Source organism: Parabacteroides sp. CAG:2 (assembly GCF_000436315.1).
In the GTDB taxonomy this organism is placed as follows: Bacteria; Bacteroidota; Bacteroidia; order Bacteroidales; family Tannerellaceae; genus Parabacteroides; species Parabacteroides distasonis.
On record NZ_FR885320.1, the window covers coordinates 1 to 19,678 of the forward strand.

At 38.7% G+C, this 19,678-nt stretch carries 21 protein-coding genes and 1 pseudogene; 21 read left to right on the forward strand and 1 reads right to left on the reverse strand.

Going from position 1 to position 19,678, the window contains the following annotated elements; translation table 11 throughout:
- The 18 genes and pseudogenes from QVP94_RS13845 to QVP94_RS13930 form a co-directional block, all read left to right on the forward strand.
- A pseudogene (locus tag QVP94_RS13845) lies at window positions 1-353 on the forward strand (transcriptional regulator); the annotation flags it as partial.
- Between the two features lie 36 nt (window positions 354-389).
- Window positions 390-779 (forward strand): hypothetical protein, encoded by a 390-nt coding sequence (locus tag QVP94_RS13850; RefSeq protein ID WP_005856242.1) that lies wholly within the window; start codon window positions 390-392, stop codon window positions 777-779.
- Entirely contained in the window at window positions 776-1,918 is a 1,143-nt protein-coding gene (locus tag QVP94_RS13855; RefSeq protein ID WP_005856244.1) for an MraY family glycosyltransferase, read from the forward strand. Before QVP94_RS13850 ends, QVP94_RS13855 begins: the two co-directional genes overlap by 4 nt.
- 51 nt (window positions 1,919-1,969) lie before the next feature.
- Window positions 1,970-2,731 carry a DNA-binding domain-containing protein gene (locus tag QVP94_RS13860; RefSeq protein ID WP_005856246.1) on the forward strand — a complete coding sequence of 254 codons (762 nt, stop codon included), beginning with the start codon at window positions 1,970-1,972 and terminating at the stop codon, window positions 2,729-2,731.
- A gap of 328 nt (window positions 2,732-3,059) precedes the next feature.
- Window positions 3,060-3,431 carry an acyltransferase family protein gene (locus QVP94_RS13865; protein WP_005856250.1) on the forward strand — a complete coding sequence of 124 codons (372 nt, stop codon included), beginning with the start codon at window positions 3,060-3,062 and terminating at the stop codon, window positions 3,429-3,431.
- A 235-nt stretch (window positions 3,432-3,666) separates the two neighbouring features.
- Window positions 3,667-5,196 (forward strand): polysaccharide biosynthesis protein, encoded by a 1,530-nt coding sequence (locus tag QVP94_RS13870; RefSeq protein WP_008778277.1) that lies wholly within the window; start codon window positions 3,667-3,669, stop codon window positions 5,194-5,196.
- 147 nt (window positions 5,197-5,343) lie between these two features.
- Window positions 5,344-6,459, forward strand: a complete 1,116-nt coding sequence (locus tag QVP94_RS13875; protein WP_008778278.1) for a glycosyltransferase — start codon at window positions 5,344-5,346, stop codon at window positions 6,457-6,459.
- On the forward strand, window positions 6,456-7,517 hold the full coding sequence (locus QVP94_RS13880; protein WP_005856270.1) for a hypothetical protein: 1,062 nt from the start codon (window positions 6,456-6,458) through the stop codon (window positions 7,515-7,517). The genes QVP94_RS13875 and QVP94_RS13880 overlap by 4 nt, the downstream gene beginning before the upstream one ends.
- Before the next feature lie 8 nt (window positions 7,518-7,525).
- On the forward strand, window positions 7,526-8,428 hold the full coding sequence (locus QVP94_RS13885; protein WP_005856272.1) for a glucosamine inositolphosphorylceramide transferase family protein: 903 nt from the start codon (window positions 7,526-7,528) through the stop codon (window positions 8,426-8,428).
- Entirely contained in the window at window positions 8,425-9,600 is a 1,176-nt protein-coding gene (locus tag QVP94_RS13890; protein ID WP_005856274.1) for a glycosyltransferase, read from the forward strand. The genes QVP94_RS13885 and QVP94_RS13890 overlap by 4 nt, the downstream gene beginning before the upstream one ends.
- A gap of 9 nt (window positions 9,601-9,609) precedes the next feature.
- Window positions 9,610-10,029, forward strand: a complete 420-nt coding sequence (locus QVP94_RS13895; RefSeq protein WP_005856277.1) for an FAD synthase family protein — start codon at window positions 9,610-9,612, stop codon at window positions 10,027-10,029.
- A gap of 9 nt (window positions 10,030-10,038) precedes the next feature.
- A complete protein-coding gene (locus tag QVP94_RS13900) occupies window positions 10,039-10,869 on the forward strand; it encodes a LicD family protein (protein ID WP_005856279.1) in 831 nt (276 codons plus the stop codon).
- A gap of 48 nt (window positions 10,870-10,917) precedes the next feature.
- Window positions 10,918-11,733 carry a glucose-1-phosphate cytidylyltransferase gene (gene rfbF, locus QVP94_RS13905; RefSeq protein ID WP_005856281.1) on the forward strand — a complete coding sequence of 272 codons (816 nt, stop codon included), beginning with the start codon at window positions 10,918-10,920 and terminating at the stop codon, window positions 11,731-11,733.
- Between the two features lie 15 nt (window positions 11,734-11,748).
- Entirely contained in the window at window positions 11,749-12,816 is a 1,068-nt protein-coding gene (gene rfbG, locus QVP94_RS13910; RefSeq protein WP_005856283.1) for a CDP-glucose 4,6-dehydratase, read from the forward strand.
- 7 nt (window positions 12,817-12,823) lie between these two features.
- Window positions 12,824-13,732, forward strand: coding sequence for an NAD-dependent epimerase/dehydratase family protein (locus QVP94_RS13915; RefSeq protein ID WP_005856286.1), 909 nt, complete (start codon window positions 12,824-12,826; stop codon window positions 13,730-13,732).
- 11 nt (window positions 13,733-13,743) lie between these two features.
- Window positions 13,744-14,313, forward strand: a complete 570-nt coding sequence (gene rfbC / locus QVP94_RS13920; RefSeq protein WP_005856288.1) for a dTDP-4-dehydrorhamnose 3,5-epimerase — start codon at window positions 13,744-13,746, stop codon at window positions 14,311-14,313.
- Window positions 14,314-14,316: 3 nt separating this feature from the next.
- Window positions 14,317-15,114 carry a hypothetical protein gene (locus QVP94_RS13925; protein ID WP_005856290.1) on the forward strand — a complete coding sequence of 266 codons (798 nt, stop codon included), beginning with the start codon at window positions 14,317-14,319 and terminating at the stop codon, window positions 15,112-15,114.
- Window positions 15,115-15,336: 222 nt separating this feature from the next.
- Window positions 15,337-16,149: a glycosyltransferase family 2 protein gene (locus QVP94_RS13930; RefSeq protein WP_022192844.1), complete on the forward strand. Its 813-nt coding sequence runs from the start codon at window positions 15,337-15,339 to the stop codon at window positions 16,147-16,149.
- Between the two features lie 44 nt (window positions 16,150-16,193).
- Here QVP94_RS13930 and QVP94_RS13935 read toward each other — a convergent pair whose 3' ends face one another.
- Window positions 16,194-16,331 (reverse strand): HepT-like ribonuclease domain-containing protein, encoded by a 138-nt coding sequence (locus QVP94_RS13935; RefSeq protein ID WP_095231483.1) that lies wholly within the window; start codon window positions 16,329-16,331, stop codon window positions 16,194-16,196.
- An 86-nt stretch (window positions 16,332-16,417) separates the two neighbouring features.
- On the opposite strand from QVP94_RS13935, the gene QVP94_RS13940 reads away from it, so the two are divergent.
- From QVP94_RS13940 to QVP94_RS13950, 3 genes are all read left to right on the forward strand, one after another.
- Window positions 16,418-16,591 (forward strand): hypothetical protein, encoded by a 174-nt coding sequence (locus QVP94_RS13940; protein WP_005856296.1) that lies wholly within the window; start codon window positions 16,418-16,420, stop codon window positions 16,589-16,591.
- A 120-nt stretch (window positions 16,592-16,711) separates the two neighbouring features.
- Entirely contained in the window at window positions 16,712-18,469 is a 1,758-nt protein-coding gene (aspS, locus tag QVP94_RS13945; protein WP_005856298.1) for an aspartate--tRNA ligase, read from the forward strand.
- A 111-nt stretch (window positions 18,470-18,580) separates the two neighbouring features.
- Entirely contained in the window at window positions 18,581-19,678 is a 1,098-nt protein-coding gene (locus QVP94_RS13950) for a Nif3-like dinuclear metal center hexameric protein (protein ID WP_005856300.1), read from the forward strand.

The window sequence follows — 19,678 nt, forward strand, 5'->3', positions numbered from 1 at the left end:
GCTTGGCCCTTGAGGTGTTGAGATCCTACGGTTCGCTCCGTGCGGAGACGGACGTGATGCGTTGTAAGGTCTACTCGTCACTCCTACCTGCCTACAAGCTGTTGGGCGAGGAGGATGAGTTCGTGCGTTTGCTCGCCACGATGCGCAGTATGCTCCCGGCGGTAAAGGCGGCGCAATCCCGTGCCTTGCTGCTTGTGACGCTCTACGGTTGCACGGACAGCAGTCTCTACCGGCAGATGGCGCACGAGGTTGTGGACCCGTGGTGGTGTGAGTCCTCGCCCAAGAAAAGCAAACAGACTTTAATCCGTCGCTTGGACGATTACGATCGATGGCTGAGACATGATGAACAATGAATAATGAATAATTCAAAAATCATAAATCAAAAATCAATGTCTTCCCTTCCTTCCGGCGTTCGTTTGGTGCGGTTGCTGAACGAGCATTTAAATGATATCATGAGCCGCGAGCGTGCGAACCAAAACTCGATTCACCTGTATTGCACGGGGCCTTACTGGGTGGCATTTGAGTGCTCGGCCTATCAGTTGCGCCATGTATTCCCGGACAGCGAGATTACGCCAATGCGTTTGCTCGGCTACCCGTTCCCGGTGGTGATGGTGTCCGTTACGGATCGTTCGCTCCGCTCGTATGCCCGCAAGCACATCTTGCGAAGAGACGACATAGATTACAAATTATTAACAGCATCCCAACTCTCCCATGAGGACTACCAAGCGTGGCATGCCGGCGAGGTGAAGGGGTTGCCTTCATTAAGTGAGATCGTATGAGTGAGGTGCAAATTCTATTATTGTTATTACTGTCCGGATATCTGATCTCCGTGTCTTTGGGCATGGTGATCATCCCGAGGATCTTGGTGATCTCCCACAAGAAAAGACTGTATGATGTCCCGGATTCTCGAAAGGTACACACGACCCCGGTTCCCCGCTTGGGTGGCCTGTCGTTTTTTCCCGTGGTCTTGATGTCGTTTGCCTTGGTGATAGGCTTTCGCCTTTATCTGTGGCCCTCGGATCTGTCTAGCTTCTCGATCGAGATGCTCCATGAGTATCTTTTCTTGTTCGTGGGCATGACACTTCTTTATCTGGTGGGTGTCTGCGATGACTTGGTCGGGGTGGGTTACCGCTACAAGTTCATCGTACAAGTCGTGTCGGCCCTCCTGCTGGTGTTGTCCGGCAATTGGCTCGATACGCTGGGAGGCCTATTCGGGATCTATTCGGTCCCGGCCTTGCTGGGTGTGCCAGTCACGGTTTTCGCCGTGGTTTATGTGACAAACGCTATCAACCTGATTGACGGGATCGATGGTCTGGCCTCCGGTTTGTGCTGTATCGCCTTATCGGTCTTGAGCGTGTTCTTTTTCATTCAAGATCAATGTGTTTATGCCTTGCTCGCTATCTGTACGCTGGGAATCCTCATGCCTTTCTGGTGCTACAATGTCTTTGGCAATGCCAACTGCGGGCATAAGCTCTTCATGGGCGATGCTGGGAGTTTGACGTTGGGCTACGTGATCAGTTTCCTGATCATTCATTTATGCGTATCGAATAGTACCTCTACGGAGCGTTCGAATCCTTATTTGGTGATTGCCTTTTCCACGGTCTTGGTACCGTTGCTGGACGTGGTACGTGTGGTGCTGCGCCGCCTTCGTGAGCACAAGAACCCGTTCTTGCCGGACAAGAACCATTTCCATCATAAGTTGTTGCGCACGGGTATGCGGGTGCGGATGGTGATGGTGACGATCATTTGCGTGTCCGTTTTCTTTATCGCATTGAATATTGTATTGGCTAATCATTTGAATGTCAATTGTATATTATTTTTAAACCTGTCTCTATGGACGGTTCTTCACTTGGTGATCGATTGGCTGATCGCCCGGAATCGGCAGAAGAGGGAATCGGCATTCGACAAGAGGTTCTAGACAAGGAAAGCCGGGAAGGGCAATTCCGTCCTTCCTATAAATCAAAATACCATGAAGAAAGTATTGAAAGGCTGGCTCATCGATAATGCGGTGACCACCGACAACAAGACGGACAAGATCTTGTTACTGGCCTCGGCCGGAAGTTTAACTTTGGATGACGTGTTGGAGGAGATGTACAAGCAAGACACCGGTCTACGCCCGGAGACGATGCGTCACTCTGTGACCCTCTACCATCGGATAGTAATGGACTTGATCTTAAACGGCTATAGCGTGAACACGGGTCTGTTCCGTGCCGTCCCCCAGTTGAAAGGCGTGGTTGAGGGCGGCGCTTGGAACAAGGAGAATAATTCCATCTACGTCTCTTTCACGCAAGACAAGGCTCTGCGCGAGGCGATCGCCAAGACCGTGGTGGAGATCCTCGGCGAGAAGTCTAACATCATGTACATCCTGGAGACCGAGGATCGTAAGACGGGCTTGAAAGACGGCAGCGCCACTGCGGGTCACAACTTCTTCGTCCGTGGGGCGATGTTGAAAGTGGTTGGCGACCACGAGTCGGTAGGTGTTACGCTGACCGACTCCAAAGGTGCCACCACGAAACTGACGGACGACCAGATCACCATCAACAACCCTTCTTCGCTCACGTTGCTCCTGCCGGCTGATTTGGCGGAAGGTGAGTACACGCTGACTGTGACGACGCAGTATGGTAGTGCGGGTCACATACTGAAAACGCCTCGTAGCGTAAGTACGCAAATTTGGGTGGGCGGAAAGCCTGCTGATGGCGGTGGCGATAGCGAGAGCCCGGATGAGATCTGACATATTTGGTAAATCGCTATTACCAGTACAGGTAAATCACTATTACCTGTACTGGTAAACCTCCTTTACCTGATAAGGTAACAAAGATTTCTCGGTTGAGTATGCTTTGGAAATAGCTTGTACATTGGTGAGATCACGGTGTGATCTGATAATGGGTGTAGGAATTATGTGAATAAAGTTCCTAATAACATTACATTGGACACAGATAATGTTAAAATCAAAATTGATTGTTAATATGACTAGGTTTAGGGTACTGCAAAGAGCCTCCCCTAGAGTGTACGCCTTGTATTGAGTTTGCATAATATTTAAATGATTTATTAATAGAGAGATGAGAGAACGTATTGTTGCCTTCGACTATTTAAGGGCTCTTGCTATTACCGGTATATTGCTATGCCATTTTTGTCATAATTATAATTCAATTTCATTTTTAGGACATTATTTCGGAGGTGTCTTTGTAACATTGTTTATCGCAATGTCTGGTATGCTATTTGGTATTGTATGGAATAATAATAGCCGGATGGAATATGATATGTCTTTTCTGAAACAAAGATTTTTTAAACTTTCAGTTACATATTATCCATTTCTGATTTTAATGTTTGCATTCCTTTATTTTGTGGATGATTATCATTTCAATGTAAAAAATCTGTTCCTAATAAATATGTTTCATTTTTGTTTTTTATTAGTTTTGAGATATATTTGATGTTTGAGCTTGTTAGTGAAGGACGTTATTCCTTAATGCGTATTATAGATAATCCTTTTTTTGCTTTTGTAGTGTATGTGATTTCTAGTGTATTATTGGGTTGTATATTGCATTTTATTGTAAAATACATAAAAAATATGTGCTTTAATTGCTCTTAAGTCATGAAATATTATTCTCTGCATTGTCTGGTGTGTCTTAATAAAGTGTGTGCTTTGGATTGTTCGATTACGATTTTATGTCTGCAAATTCCGAAAACAATAAGCGAATAGCTAAGAACACGTTGTTCCTCTACATGCGCATGCTTCTGATTATGGGGGTGACGCTGTACACCAGTCGGGTCGTGTTGAGGGTTTTGGGTGTAGAGGATTTCGGCATTTATAATGTGGTGGGAGGGGTAGTTTCCATCATGAGCTTTTTTATTTCTAGTTTATCTAATGTTACCCAACGATATATGAATATAGGTTTGGGAAAACAAGACTTAATGGAGACAGGATGTGCTTTTAGACAGAGCCTAACCCTCATGTGGCTGTTGTCCGTATTATTATTGCTGTTTGGTGAAACATTGGGACTTTGGTTTGTATACAATAAGTTAGTGATACCTCCAGAGAGGTTAGGTGCTGCCGTTTGGGTATATCATTTTTCATTGATCTCCATACTTTCCGCTATTAATCAAGTCCCATTAATGGGGGCTATAGTTGCGCATGAGCGAATGAATATATATGCCTATCTTGGTCTTTTTGAGGCTTGTGCTCGATTATTCATAGTCTATTTGCTTGAAGCTTTTGGAACAATCGATTCGTTGATATTGTATGGTTTGCTTATGGCTATAGTTTCTGTCTTCGTCTGGCTAATTTATGCGATATATAGTGTAAGGTCATTTACCGAATGTAAATTTAGGTTTTATTGGAATTATAGTTTGGTCGCAGAGATGTCAAAGTTTATAGGTCAAAATTTATTTGGCTGTTTCGCTTGGTCTGCAGGTGTACAAGGAACAAATATCCTTTTAAATATATTCTTTGGTCCCGCTGTAAATGCGGCACGAGCGGTTTCTGTGCAAGTAAGCGCAGTTGTTACACGTTTTACTGAGAATATGATGACAGCGGTTAAACCTCAAATAATTAAATCATATGCTTCCGGTGATTGTGAATACATGGTGACACTAATTGAGAAAAGCTCTAAATATGCTTATTTCTTAGCGGCCTTGATAGCTATACCTGTAATGGTTGAGATAGAGTTTATACTGGAGGTTTGGTTAGGTGAGGTTCCAAGCCATACTATATCATTCACTCGTCTTGTTCTGTGTGAATCCTTGATAGGAGTATTTATACCACCTCTATGGATGGCGGCAAATGCAACTGGACATATAAAAAACAGTCAAGTATATGGTAGAATGTTCACGTTGGCGATATTACCTATAAGCTATCTTTTGTTAAGATTGAATGCTAATCCGCTTGTCCCATTTATTGTTGCGGTTTTAGCAAATGTAGGATATTGGTTTTATAGTTTGTGTGATATTCATAGGCAAATACAGTTGAATATGAGAAAATACTTTCGAGATGTTGTTAGGCCTATATTAATTTTTACATTCTCATTGGTGTTAGTCGGTTCTATATTGATGTTAATCGAACCTAATGATTCAGTTTTTCGTTTCTTGATAGTTTTTTCGCTTTCCGTATTTATTGGCTTTAGTGTTATTTATAGTTTGTTGCAATCAAGTGAGCGTATGATATTGCATGCGGCTCTAAAACGATTTGTTGTTAAATAGTTGTTTTTGTTATTAATAGAGTAAAAATAGTATATAAGCAATGTAGGGTTATTGAATCATGTTAAGTAACTAGAATATATTTGATGTAATTTGAATTTAAATTATTTATATATGACTTGTGGCAATAAAAAAAGAATTCTGTTCGTGATGCAAAGCCTTTATGATGGTGGAGCGGAAAAATTATTGGTGGATATGCTTAATAATTTTGATTATAGTAAATATGATATAGATCTTTTGTTAGAACATGATTTTGGAAATTATGCAAATCTAGTGCCTTTAGAAGTGAGAAAAATAATATTATTCTATAATATTAATAGACCCTTATTAGAAAGAATGATAGGAAAAATAATGTCCTATTTTGGTTTATATTATTTTTATATATTATTTTTTAGAAGACAGATAATAATTGATAAGATGAAAGGTGAAAAGTATGATACGATAATATCTTTTTTAGAAGGACGGAGTTTGGTGTATCATAGCTTTATATTGAAGCAAGGAATTAGGCATTTATCTTGGGTGCACGTAGATCTGTTTAATTTCCATTGGACAAAAAGGTATTTCAAAAGTAATAAGCATGAGAAGAAATGTTATGAATTAATGGATGATGTGATCTTTGTGTCTAATGATGCGAAAAATAAATTTCAACAACTTTTTAATGTGACTACATCCACAAAAGTAATATATAATTTGATAGATTGTAAGACAATTGTCTTGCGCGCAAATGAGTTTAAAGTTGAGAAAAGGAAATTTACGGTTTGTCTAGTAGGAAGATTGGTTAGACAAAAACAATTTGATAGTATTATAAGAGTTGCTAGAATTTTTGTAGATAATGGATATGATATAGATTTTTGGATTGTTGGTGCAGGTTGTTTGGAGTCAGATCTTAGTAAAATGATCCATGATTTACATTTGGATGATAATGTACACCTTTTAGGTTATAAGCCTAATCCTTATGTCTATATAAAGTGTGCGGATTTATTTGTGAGTTGTTCTTTGGCAGAGGGATTTTCTTTAGTTGTGGCGGAAGCATTATGTCTGGGAAAAGCAATTGTGTCTACAAAAACAGTTGGTCCAGTAGAGCTTTTAGGGTCAAATTCCGAGTATGGGGTTTTGGCAGACAATGATGATGAATCTCTGTATAATGCAATTAAATTATTTGTCAATGATTATAATAAGGTCTTTGTCTATCAAGATAAAGCAGCAAAACGTTCTTTGATGTTTGATGTTGAAAAAACAATGAATGAAATATATAGTATTTTATGACTGGCTCATTTGTTATTAAGAAGAATAGAATTTTAGAGATATTGTTCTTTATTATAATATTTCTTGTTAATCTTAAAATGACACTAAATATATCAGACTTTGCTACAGCTAATTTATCTATACTTATTATTGGTATTTCTTTTATTTCGTTGCTTTTTACAAAGATAGATGATAATATTTATTGGATAGTTCTATTTTTTATACTTTCATTGTTTCGTGTGGAAGCATCTAAAATGTTGTTTGTGTCATTGCTGGTATCAATATCTAGGAATCTTTATATTGATAAAATGGCTAAATATTCTTTTTGTCTAACTGTATTATTCTTAATTATAAATTACGGTTTATTGATTTTAGGAGTGTTGCATGAAGAATATTCTGATTTTTTCTATAAGTCTGGAGGCGTTGTTAGTGATATGGGATATGGAAATCCTAACCTGTTTTCATTGTATTTGTTTTTCTTGGTTATTTTTCTTGTGGTTTTAAAGAAAGAAATTAATACATTTCTTGTCGCTTTTATAGTCTTTGTTATATATGAATCATTTTATTCTCGTACGGTTCTGTTCTCTGGCTGTATTCTGCTTGTTTTATCTTTTGTTCAAAAAACAAATTTAAAAAAATGTTTCTTTAATAAATATATATTGTTGTCTTATCCATTTGTGATACTATTCTTTTTTATTGTTGTTTTGTTTAATGAATCAGAGTATTCTTTTATTCATGAAATTAGTTCTGGTAGATTAAGGTATTCTTTGCTCGTATTTGGCGAATTAACTCCGAATAATTTGTTGATTGGTGCAACTAATATTGATGAGTCTATTATAATAGATGTTGCGTATATATCATTGCTGCTGTCTTCTGGAATTTTTTCTTTAGCATATTTGTATAATCTATATTGTAAGGCTGTTTCTAAGTTTGATTATAATTTGATTCTCATTCCTGTAATGCTTCAATATTTATTTTTGAGTTTGTCCGAAAGTGCTATTATTAATACATATCTTTGGGGAGGTCTGTTTTTTTGGATAGTAATGTCGGGTAAGTATTCTTGTGGTAAAACCAATTAATTATTTATATGTTTTTTGATTTAAAGAAAAAAATATCTTATAAAGAATGGAATGTGGGATTTTTTAATGCTATTCCAGAAGATTTAGTCAGTGATAATATTGATTTGTCTAATATCACTTGGTTAAGGAGAGACTCTAAATTTCATTGTTATGCAGATCCATTCATTTTAAATGTATCTGACTGCACTATTGATTTGCTTGTAGAAGATATCTTGTTAGGTAGTAAAAATGTAGCAACAATATGTCATTTGTCTGTCGATAAATGTACAGGTGAAATAATTGAAAAATATACGTTGATAGATGATAATATACATAACTCTTATCCCTTGATTATTAGAGGTGATACTCTTGATGAGGTTTATATTGTTCCTGAAAATTCGTATTCTACAGAACTTAATGTTTATAAGTATAATACTTTGTTACATTCTTGTGAACATTTCAGTACTATGCTTCCTGTTGCAGTTGCGGATGCTACAATCTTGCCTTATAATGGAGCCTTTTATCTTTTTGCAACTTCAAGAAATGCATATAATAAGGATTTGTATATGTGGACTTCAAATAATAGATTATATGGATACGATTTGTCTCCAATATTAATAAAATCTAATTTGTTTGGGAGCAGAATGGCTGGTGATTTCATGTACGTAAATAATACTGTATACAGACCAGCTCAGGATTGTTTACAAGGGTATGGTAAAGGTATTATTCTGTATAAAGTTGAGGATATTTCAGATAAGTCCTATAATGAAACAAAAGTAATATCCCTTTATCCTGATTCCTCGTCATATTACTCGGATGGTTTGCACACGATAAATTTTTATAAAAGCATATGTGTTATAGATGGTTATAAGAATCACTATATTCCTTTTCAGAAAATATATCGTAAATTATTTGATAAGTATAGATCATGAATATCTTGTTTATTAGTTTATTAGATCCTTCTGAATCAGGTAGTGGCAATCAAAAAGTCACTTTGTTGTCTGCCAAATATTTGTCTAGTGTTGGAATTCATTGTTTTATAGCTTATTTTAAAGATTCTGAATATAGTTCCTCTCAATTAGTCTTTGATGCGAAATTTAAAATTGATTATAATGATTTAGATGGTTTCCGTTCTTTTCTTATTGATAATGAGATTTCTATTATTCATAATCAGGCATCAAGAGCTGTTAATATGAAATTCCTTGGTCAAGCTGTTGCGGGATTAAAAGTGAAAATTATATCAGTTTTGCATAATCTTCCAGGAACAGAGAATATTAGATATAATAAGCAATCTCTTTTGTTTCAAGTTCTTAATAGGCGGATTTCTTTTAAGTGGCTTATTTATCTTTTATTGTTATTCTTCTACCCTATTACTCGTTTTCTAGTTAAATATACTACCAAAAGGAAGTATAAATCTATCTATAAATACTCAGATGCTTTAGTTCTCCTATCTGATGCTTATATACCCATTTATAGATCTATTGCTAATTTGAAGGATTCTTCTAAGATGGTCTCAATTCCCAATTTTCTCTCATTTGATTATGTTGAGCGTAACTATTCTAAAACAAATGAATTGCTAATTGTGGCTCGATTTGATGAAATATCTAAGCGTATATTACTAGCATTAAAAATTTGGAAACATTTTTTATCTACTTATGACGTGAGAGATTGGTGTTTAACTATAGTTGGTTATGGAGAGTGGGAATCTGTTTATAAAGACTTTATAAATAAAAATGATATTGTAAATGTGAAATTGGTTGGGCGTGATGATTCAAAGAAATATTTTGAACGTTCGTCAATACTAATGTTTACCTCTTTATTAGAAGGTGCTCCACTAAGTCTGCTTGAAGCTATGCAGATGAAAGTAGTCCCTATTGCTTTTGATGATTGTATGGCTATTCGAGGTTTCTTAATTAATGATGTTAATTCAAAAGTTATTAAGTCTTTGGACATATCTGAATATTCTCGCTCGATTTATGACTTAATTACTAATGAAAAATTGCGTTGTAAACTTTCAGAGAATGCTTTTAATTGTCTCCATTATTTTACTGTAAAAAATGTTATGCTAAGGTGGGTGGATTTGTATAATAGTTTGTTGAAATAATATATAATTATGTGTCACGAAAATTTTATTATTGGATACACTTCTGGAGTGTTTGATATGTTTCATATTGGTCATTTAAACATACTAAAACGAGCTAAGGAATTGTGTGATTTTTTAATTGTTGGTGTTAGTACCGATGAATTGGTAAGAGAGTATAAGCATAAAAGTCCTATAATCTCTTATGATAATCGTAAGGCAATTGTTGAGGCTTGCAAATATGTAGATAAAGTAGTTCCTCAAGTTAATCGAGATAAAATGTCTGCTTATCATCGTTTGCATTTCGATGTGATGTTTGTTGGTGATGACTGGAAAGGTAATTCTTTGTTTCAGGAAGTAGAAGCTGAGTTGAATAAGAATGGAGCTAAAGTTGTTTATTTTCCTTATACTAAAGGTATTTCTTCTACTATATTGCGTGATAAACTAGTTTAAATTACTACTATGAATGTTGATATTAAAGATTTTCAATATAAAATATTAGAAATAGCGTTTTATTTTGATGAGTTTTGTAAGAAATATGATATAGAATATTATTTAATGGGTGGAAGTGCTTTAGGTGCTGTTAGGCATCATGGCTTTATTCCATGGGATGATGATTTTGACGTTTTTATGACTTTTAATAATTATCATAAGTTCCTTCATTATGCTTCTATACATCTTGATACAGAAAAATTTCATCTTCAAAGAGAAAATTCTACTGAGTGGCCTTTGTTTTTTTCTAAGTTAAGAATGAATGGAACAACTTGTATTGAAAAAGGATATAATAAAATGCATCAAGGTATTTATATTGATATAATGTGTTTGTATAATGTATCACCTAATAAGTTTGTTCGTTATATTCAATATTTATCCGCTCAAATTTTAAAAGCTACATCTCTTTATTTGGTAGATTACGATTCTGATAGCTTTTTCAAGAAAGTATTTATTAATTCTTGTCATTTTGTTGTAGGTACTACAGCAAAAAACTTTTTATTCAAAATATTGAATCACTTTTCAACTAAAAATACGTTACTTGTTGGCCATTTTTTTGGAAAGGCTCCGTTTCCCAAAACGAGTTTTCCTCGTAAATGGTTAGGAATTCAGCGCTATGTGAATTTTGAGAATCTCCTTTTACCTATTCCTTTTGAAGCAGAAAAATATCTTTCTCTTAGGTATGGTAGCGATTTTATGAAAATCCCTAATTCTGATATTTTTACAGAATATCCTATTCATGCAGTTTTTGTTGATATACATAATGATTATACAATTTATAAAGACAAGTTTAATTCTTAATTATCTTAGCTTTAGCTGATTACTTAACTGAAAAATCTTTTCTTTATCATGAAAGTAGTACTTCTTGCAGGAGGTTTCGGTTCTCGTATATCTGAGGAATCTCAGTTCAAGCCGAAGCCAATGATTGAGATTGGTGGTATGCCAATCTTGTGGCACATTATGAAAGAGTATGCCTATTATGGTTATACCGAGTTTATCATTTGCGCCGGTTATAAACAGGAATATATTAAGGAGTGGTTCGCCAACTATTTCCTTCATAACTCTGATGTGACTTTCGACTATCGTGGTGGCAACAACGAAATGACCGTTCATCAAACTAATATGGAGCCTTGGAAAGTCACAGTCGTTGATACGGGCTACAACACTATGACTGGAGGTCGTATTAAGCGTATCCAGAGATATATAGAGAATGAGACTTTCTTGATGACATACGGCGATGGTGTTTGTGATGTAGAAATTGATAAATTGGTGGAGTTTCATAAGAGCCATGGCAAGCTTGCGACCCTTACGGCCGTCAAGATAGCACAAGATAAAGGAGTCTTAGATATTACTAAAGATCAAGCCGTAAGGGCTTTTCGGGAAAAGAACGCCTCTGATGGCGCTCCTATTAATGCCGGCTACATGGTGTTGGAACCCGAGGTTTTTGATATGCTGGAAGGGGGTGACTCTTGTGTCTTCGAAAAGACCGCACTAGTCAAGTTGGCGCAAGAGGGTCAGTTGATGTCTTACATCCATACTGGTTTTTGGCAGTGCATGGATAATATACGTGAGAAATCTATGCTTGAAAAACTGCTTGCCGAGGATAAAGCTCCTTGGAAGCGTTGGGAGCGCTCTGTTCCGGAAATACCAGATTACGCAAAATAATAAGTTATCATACGAATGGGAAATATATTGGATTTTTATAAAGGCAAGAGGATTTTCCTTACAGGCCATACCGGCTTTAAGGGCTCTTGGATGTGTAGGATGCTCGCTAATGCCGGAGCGATCGTTACAGGATATTCACTGAAAGCCCCAACAGAACCATCGCTATTTCGAATTGCCAATATTGAAGATGACATACATTCCGTGATTGGCGATATACGAGATTATACCTCTCTAAAGAAGGCTTTTGATGAGTCTCAACCAGAAATTGTACTGCATCTTGCCGCTCAGCCCATTGTTAGAGATTCTTATAAAGATCCTGCCTATACCTACGAGACAAACGTGATGGGTACCGTGAATATTCTTGAGTGTGTTCGCAATAATTGTTGTGTGAAGTCTTTCTTGAATGTCACTACGGATAAAGTGTATTTGAATAGGGAGTGGAGTTGGGGCTATAGGGAGAATGAGGAATTGGATGGGTATGATCCTTATTCAAATTCCAAATCCTGTTCGGAGCTGGTGACTCATAGCTACAAGCGTTCTTTCTTCACAAATATTGATGGTCTGCCTATTATTCCTATTTCTACTGCTAGAGCGGGTAATGTGATAGGTGGTGGAGATTTCGCCAATGATAGAATAGTACCTGATTGTATCCGTGCGGCTGTAAAACATGAGGATATTGTTGTGCGTAATCCATACTCTACCCGTCCTTATCAACATGTTCTAGAACCTTTGTATGCTTACCTGCTGATAGCGATGAAGCAATATGAGGATATCGGTTTTGCGGATTATTATAATGTAGGTCCCGATGATGTGGATTGTTTTCAAACAGGCGCTCTTGTTGAGCTATTTGTGAACAAGTGGGGCGAAGGTATGAGGTGGGTGAACAAGTATGACGGTGGTCCTCACGAGGCTAATTTCTTGAAGCTTGATTGCTCTAAATTGAAAAAGACTTTTGGATGGAGCCCTCGATGGAATCTGGATGAGGCAATGGAAAAGATTGTTGAATGGAGTAAGGTTTGGCTAGCAGGTGGGGATGTTCGTGTTTGTATGGATAAACAGATAAATGAATTTTTAAACGTATAACGATAATATGAAGAACGTAATCGTCACAGGGGGCAATGGTTTTATAGGTAGTTCACTTATAAAGAAATTGATAGAAAAAGGTACTAGGGTTGTTGCTGTTGATATTACCTTTCATGGCAATCGTTTGCCTGATTCAAATCTTATTACGAGGATAGAATCAGGGGTGAATACATCTCTAGTCGAAAGACTGCCAGTAATTGAATATGACTCTTTCTATCATTTTGCGTGGAAAGGTGTAAATGGGGCTGATAAAGCAGATCCTACGGTTCAATTATCAAATATTCAGATGGCAGTAGATTGCGCTAATATTTGCAAGAGGCTAAATGTGAAAAAATTTCTTTGTGCGGGTACTGTAGCGGAGAATGTAGCATTTAGTTTGTCGCATCTGAAAAAAACGACTGGTGGAATGATGTATGGTGTGGCTAAGCATGCTTGCAGAATAATTTTGGAAGATTATTGCAAGAATATCGCTCAACAGTTTGTGTGGATGCAGTTCTCAAATATATACGGTGTAGGTAATAAAACGGGCAATTTGGTTAGTTATACGTTAGGTGAGTTGATGGCTGGTAAAGAAGCAGCATTTGGTCCTGCTTTACAACCATATGATTTTATTTATGTGGATGATCTTATAGAAGCTGTATATCGTCTAGGCTTTAAGGAAACTAATAAGCCATTCTATTATATAGGCTCTGGCAATCCTAAAGTCTTGAAAGATTATCTTATTCGTATAGGAGAACTAGTTGGTTGCGCAGATAAGGTAGGGATAGGAGTCCGTGAAGATGATGGTGTAAAGTATACAATGGATATGTTTGACAATAGTAACTTGGTTAGTACTATTGGAGAATATGCGTCTATAGACTTTGATAAAGGCATTAATAAAACTATTAATTGGCTTAAAAACTCTTTGATGTTATAGCGGAATTAGTCATGATACAGAAATTTGAATTCAAGGGACTTGATATGAAGGGGGCATATGAGATAACTCCCTTCTATGCCACAGACGAACGTGGTGGCTTTATAAAGGATTACAATATTGATGCATTTAAGCAAAATGGTATAGATCATGAACTTAAAGAGGTGTTCTATACCATTAGTAAAAAGGGTGTAATTCGTGCGATGCACTTCCAGCTTGTTAAACAGCAAGCCAAGCTTGTTCGTTGTATAAGTGGCCATGTGTATGACGTAATCATAGATCTTCGCCCTGATTCGCCAACATTTGGTAAATGGCAAGGTTTTGATCTGACCGGAGAGAATCAGAAGGCTCTATACATACCTCAGTATTTTGGCCACGGCTATTTGGTGCTGGAGGATTCTGTCGTTAGCTATAAATGTGGTGAGGTGTTTTATGGTGAAGGTGATGCCGGCATAATGTATAATGATCCGGATATGGCTATAGAGTGGCCTTTCGATAAGATTGGCGGTATTGAGAAATTGATCATTTCTGACAAGGATAAAAACTTGATGAGTTTGAAGGAATATATAGAAAAAGTACAATAGCTGATGGATAAGCGACTTTCTATTTATGTTAGTTCTCCTGATTCGTATTCTGATGTGCTTGCCGTATTTTTAAAAGGGTATCGGAGATATTGGAGTGATTGTCCCTATGAGTTTATTCTAACCACCAATACCAAATCGTATGAAGGTATTACTTGTATATGCAATAATAAGCAAAATGATACTTGGGTTGAGCGTACTATAGCGGCTTTGCCAGTTATAAAATCGAAGTATGTAATGTTGATGTGTGATGACATTATCTTGAGTGACAATGTTGACAATTCATTAATAGAGCGGTTACTTGACTATATGGATAGCCACGAGATAAGGTATTGTAATTTAGGCCCTACTCCTAAAGGATCTAAAATTAAATCTTTTCCTTTATTGCGTAGTGTCAATAAGCAAATCCCCTATGCTATCAATCTTCAATTTGGAATATTTCGAAAGGATCTTTTTGTTGAGCTGTTAGGCGATGGCTCTCTTAGTGCATGGGATATTGAAAACTCAATAAATGAACAAGCCGCTGTTGCTCCATCAGAGGATTATAAAGATGTGGTGGCAGTTTCAGAATATATCTTGCCATATATACATGGAGTATATAAAGGTAAATGGATTAGGCATGCTGTTGAAAATTTGAGTAGATTGAGCTTGTATATAGATTCTGGTAGAGGCATTGTTCCTCTCTCTCAACAGATAAAGATTGATATGACTAATTGGCTTCAGTGGAAAATATCACCTAAGCAACGGAGAGCGCTAAAAAATGTCTTAAGTAGAGTGGGTATGAAATTTGCAACGAAGAGATGAGCTGGTGTAATGTGGTTATGAAGAATGTTTATGTTTTTTAATTCTGTAAATCAGAGAGTTGTTTTTTTTATGAGGCAGATTAGGATCATGAGAATGAGAAAGATAGATTTGAGACAGTTCTTTACGTACAGACTCTGTAAAGAGTCAATCTTCAAGTGTTCCGGATACATCTTATATGTACATATAGAAATTTTTCTTATATAATACTTTTCCTGAAAGTCTATGTTATTTTCCGTATTACTTTCTTTATATCATAAAGAGAGCCCACTATTTTTACGTCAAAGTCTGACCAGTATCTTCACGCAAACGCTATTGCCTATAGAAGTTGTCTTGGTGGAAGATGGTCCTTTGATGGATGAGCTGTATGCGGTCATAAAAGAATTCACAAGCCAGCATCCTGAGTTAAAAGTGATTTCTTTGCCCACCAACCGAGGTCTCGGCAAGGCTCTTAACGAGGGGCTGAAGCATTGTTCGTATGACCTTGTGGCTCGTATGGACACGGATGATATCGCTAAGCCGGATCGTTTTGAGAAGCAATTGGCGATATTTTTGGAACATCCGGAAATTGATGTAGTGGGGGCTTGGATCGATGAGTTTGAAGGGGAGGTATCAAATGTACTTTCCATGCGGAAAGTGCCGGAGCAGCATGAAAATATCTTGAGGTTTGCCAAGGGAAGGTGTCCGGTGAACCATCCGGTGGTGATGTTTCGGAAGTCGGCCGTGCTAAAGGCTGGAGGATATAAGCATTTTCCTTTGTTCGAGGATTATTATCTGTGGGTACGGATGCTGATGAATGGTGCCCGGTTCTATAATATACAAGAGAGCCTGCTCTTTTTCCGCTTCTCGCCGGATATGTTTCGGCGGCGGGGAGGATGGCGGTATGCCGTAACGGAAGTGAGGTTGCAGGCGCTGTTTTACAAGATGGGTTTTATCGGCTTTTTCTCCTTGCTAAAGAATGTCTGTATTCGCTTAGTGACCCGTCTTCTCCCTAATGGCTTGCGTTCGTTGCTCTATAAGAGGCTCATCCGGGGGTAAATAGCTTTTTGTCCTCATCCACAGTATCGCTCACGGAAGGTGTCTCAAATATCAAATAACATTTTATCAATAGTCATTTTTATGGCTGGCAGATTATTTTTCATCACATCAAACACTATAACAGCGTCTATATCGAAATAATGATGTGCTATAATGTCTCGCATTCCCATAACTCCTTCCATGTTCACGGACAATGTCGCTATCGCTATAAACCATTGGCAGTACTTGCTTGTTTAATAGCCATTATTACGTTAATAAAATAGAGAATATGAGAACAAATGATTCAAAAACATCCGTAGACTCTAAATTGGAGGAGATGGAGGAAAAGTATCCTGTAGAGCAAATCGCTGTTAAAAATGAGAAGAAAATAACGGCCAAGGATGTAAAGGAGGCTGTGAAAGAGATTAATCCCGATACGGACAGCTTGGGTAGCAGAGGGTAAAACGTATTTTAATTTGCTTAAAAGAATAATTATTAAGATTTATAGTATTATCTTTGTGGTTGCGGTTTGTAATAAACCGAGGTATAAAGATTGGTAAATCTAGCAAATTAAATAATAAAGATGTATAGAACAAGAACTTGTGGCGACTTGCGCCTTGCGGATGAAGGTCTGGTGGTTACACTGGCCGGTTGGGTGCAGAAAACCCGCAAAATGGGAGGAATGACATTTGTCGATATCCGCGACCGTTATGGTATTACTCAGTTGGTATTTAATCAGGAGGTTGATGCAGCTCTTTGCGAAAAGGCGAATAAACTGGGCCGTGAATTCGTGATTCAGGTTACGGGTACGGTTCGTGAGCGTTCCAGCAAGAATGCGCATATCCCGACAGGTGATATTGAGTTGATCGTTTCTGAATTAAATGTCCTGAACACTGCGCTTACCCCTCCGTTCACGATCGAGGAGGAGACAGATGGCGGTGATGACTTGCGTATGAAATATCGTTATCTGGACTTGCGTCGTGCTTGCGTTCGTAAGAATCTGGAACTTCGTCATAGAATGGCGTTCGAGGTTCGCCGCTATTTGGATGAGCAAGGTTTCTTGGAGGTAGAGACTCCGGTTCTTGTAAATTCTACCCCGGAGGGTGCCCGTGACTTCGTGGTTCCTTCCCGTATGAACCCGGGACAGTTCTACGCTTTGCCTCAGTCTCCACAGACCTTGAAGCAATTGTTGATGGTTTCCGGTTTCGACCGTTATTTCCAGATCGTAAAATGTTTCCGTGACGAGGATTTGCGTGCGGATCGCCAGCCGGAGTTCACGCAGATCGACTGTGAGATGAGCTTCGTGGAGCAAGAGGATGTCTTGAATATGTTCGAGGGCATGGCGAAACATTTGTTTAAGGTAATCCGTGGTGTCGAGTTCAAGGAGTCGTTTATGCGTATGACTTGGCAAGATGCTATGAAACAATATGGTAGCGATAAACCGGATTTGCGTTTCGGCATGAAGTTCGTCGAGTTGATGGACATCATGAAAGGCCATGGTTTCTCCGTATTCGATAACGCTGCTTACATAGGGGGTATCTGTGCGGAAGGTGCTGCAAGCTATACCCGTAAACAACTGGATGCGCTGACTGAATTCGTGAAACGTCCGCAGGTAGGTGCTAAAGGTTTGGTTTACGCCCGTGTGGAAGCGGATGGTAACGTGAAATCAAGCGTAGATAAATTCTATAGCCAAGAGGTTCTTCAAGAAATGAAGAATGCGTTCGGCGCTAAGCCGGGTGATTTGATTTTGATCCTTTCCGGCGACGATGCGATGAAGACTCGTAAGCAACTTTGCGAGTTGCGTTTAGAGATGGGTAATCAATTAGGCCTTCGTGACAAGGATAAGTTCGTTTGCTTGTGGGTAATCGACTTCCCGCTGTTCGAATGGAACGAGGACGATCAACGTTTCTACGCTATGCACCATCCGTTTACCTCTCCGAATCCGGATGATATACCGTTGTTGGACACGGATCCGGGCGCTGTTCGTGCGAATGCGTATGATATGGTTATCAATGGCGTTGAAGTGGGTGGTGGTTCTATCCGTATCCACGACAGCCAATTACAGGATAAGATGTTCAAGCTGTTAGGATTCACCGAAGAAAGAGCGCAAGAGCAATTCGGTTTCTTGATGAATGCGTTCAAGTACGGAGCGCCTCCTCATGGAGGTTTGGCTTATGGCTTGGATCGTTTCGTGTCTTTGTTCGCCGGTTTGGATTCTATCCGCGACTGTATCGCTTTCCCGAAGAACAATTCTGGACGAGATGTTATGCTCGATGCTCCGGGTGTCTTGGATCCGGCCCAGTTGGACGAACTGAATTTGATCGTTGATATCAAGAAATAATCCAATCTGAAATTCCATTCGAATGGGAATCTTATTCCATCTGAATGGAATTTTCTTTTCTTCCGAAAGGAATTACTTTTTCTCCCGAACATAAATCAAAAGATATTTAGCATGGTAAAGGTTAAAGATATATTGAGAGAAATCGAGCATTACGCCCCGCTGCCGCTTCAAGAAGGTTTTGACAATGCGGGTGTGCAAGTTGGCGACGTGAACCAGCATGCGACGGGTGTGTTGCTATGCCTAGATGTTACCGAGGAGGTGCTTGATGAAGCGATCGAGATGGGATACAACCTGATCATCTCTCATCATCCTTTGGCCTTTAAGTCGTTTAAGTCGTTGACTGGCTCCAATTATATCGAGCGTTGCATGATGAAGGCGTGTAAGTATGATTTGGTGGTTTATGCCGCCCATACCAATCTTGATAATGCCGTAGGAGGCGTGAATTACCGTTTGGCAGAGTTGATCGGCTTGCAAAATGTACGGATCTTGAGCCCCCAAAAAGGCGCTTTGCTGAAGTTGGTGACGTTTGTCCCCGAGGCTTATGCCGAGATCATGCGGAATACCTTGTTCAATGCCGGTGCGGGAAGTATCGGGAACTATGATGCTTGCAGTTATAATTTACATGGCGAGGGAACATTCCGTGCCAATGCGGGATGCAATCCGTTTTGTGGTGAGATCGGCGAGTTGCATGTAGAGAAAGAGGTGCGTATCGAGATGATCCTTCCGGCATTCAAGAAGACGGCGGTGACCCGTGCCCTGTTATCCGTTCATCCGTATGAGGAGCCGGCTTTTGATTTTTATTCGTTATCAAACACATGGGAACAGGCAGGTTCCGGTGTAGTGGGAGAGTTGCCTGCCGAGGAAGATGAGTTGAGTTTCTTGTTGCGGATCAAGGCCCTGTTTAACGTCGGTTGCGTGAAGCATTCCCCATTTACTGGTAAGCCTATCCGAGAGGTCGCTATCTGCGGAGGCAGCGGCGCTTTCTTGATCAAGGACGCTATCGCGTATGGTGCCGATGTCTTTATAACGGGGGAGGCGAAGTACAACGATTTTTACGATGTGGAGGACCGGATTCTACTGGCGGTTATCGGTCATTATGAATCGGAAATCTGTACAAAAGACATATTTTATAACATAATATCGAAAAAATTCCCTACCTTTGCGGTACATTTTTCGAATGTTAATTCAAACCCAGTAAAATATTTATAG

Coding starts and splice junctions, on each gene's coding strand:
- QVP94_RS13915 (WP_005856286.1), top strand. CDS start 12,824: ATGAAGAACGTAATCGTCACAGGGGGCAATGGTTTTATAGGTAGTTCA.
- QVP94_RS13855 (WP_005856244.1), top strand. CDS start 776: ATGAGTGAGGTGCAAATTCTATTATTGTTATTACTGTCCGGATATCTG.
- rfbC (WP_005856288.1), top strand. CDS start 13,744: ATGATACAGAAATTTGAATTCAAGGGACTTGATATGAAGGGGGCATAT.
- QVP94_RS13885 (WP_005856272.1), top strand. CDS start 7,526: ATGTTTTTTGATTTAAAGAAAAAAATATCTTATAAAGAATGGAATGTG.
- QVP94_RS13895 (WP_005856277.1), top strand. CDS start 9,610: ATGTGTCACGAAAATTTTATTATTGGATACACTTCTGGAGTGTTTGAT.
- rfbF (WP_005856281.1), top strand. CDS start 10,918: ATGAAAGTAGTACTTCTTGCAGGAGGTTTCGGTTCTCGTATATCTGAG.
- rfbG (WP_005856283.1), top strand. CDS start 11,749: ATGGGAAATATATTGGATTTTTATAAAGGCAAGAGGATTTTCCTTACA.
- QVP94_RS13865 (WP_005856250.1), top strand. CDS start 3,060: ATGAGAGAACGTATTGTTGCCTTCGACTATTTAAGGGCTCTTGCTATT.
- QVP94_RS13930 (WP_022192844.1), top strand. CDS start 15,337: ATGTTATTTTCCGTATTACTTTCTTTATATCATAAAGAGAGCCCACTA.
- QVP94_RS13950 (WP_005856300.1), top strand. CDS start 18,581: ATGGTAAAGGTTAAAGATATATTGAGAGAAATCGAGCATTACGCCCCG.
- QVP94_RS13940 (WP_005856296.1), top strand. CDS start 16,418: ATGAGAACAAATGATTCAAAAACATCCGTAGACTCTAAATTGGAGGAG.
- QVP94_RS13850 (WP_005856242.1), top strand. CDS start 390: ATGTCTTCCCTTCCTTCCGGCGTTCGTTTGGTGCGGTTGCTGAACGAG.
- QVP94_RS13880 (WP_005856270.1), top strand. CDS start 6,456: ATGACTGGCTCATTTGTTATTAAGAAGAATAGAATTTTAGAGATATTG.
- QVP94_RS13935 (WP_095231483.1), bottom strand. CDS start 16,331: ATGGAAGGAGTTATGGGAATGCGAGACATTATAGCACATCATTATTTC.
- QVP94_RS13890 (WP_005856274.1), top strand. CDS start 8,425: ATGAATATCTTGTTTATTAGTTTATTAGATCCTTCTGAATCAGGTAGT.
- aspS (WP_005856298.1), top strand. CDS start 16,712: ATGTATAGAACAAGAACTTGTGGCGACTTGCGCCTTGCGGATGAAGGT.
- QVP94_RS13875 (WP_008778278.1), top strand. CDS start 5,344: ATGCAAAGCCTTTATGATGGTGGAGCGGAAAAATTATTGGTGGATATG.
- QVP94_RS13900 (WP_005856279.1), top strand. CDS start 10,039: ATGAATGTTGATATTAAAGATTTTCAATATAAAATATTAGAAATAGCG.
- QVP94_RS13870 (WP_008778277.1), top strand. CDS start 3,667: ATGTCTGCAAATTCCGAAAACAATAAGCGAATAGCTAAGAACACGTTG.
- QVP94_RS13860 (WP_005856246.1), top strand. CDS start 1,970: ATGAAGAAAGTATTGAAAGGCTGGCTCATCGATAATGCGGTGACCACC.
- QVP94_RS13925 (WP_005856290.1), top strand. CDS start 14,317: ATGGATAAGCGACTTTCTATTTATGTTAGTTCTCCTGATTCGTATTCT.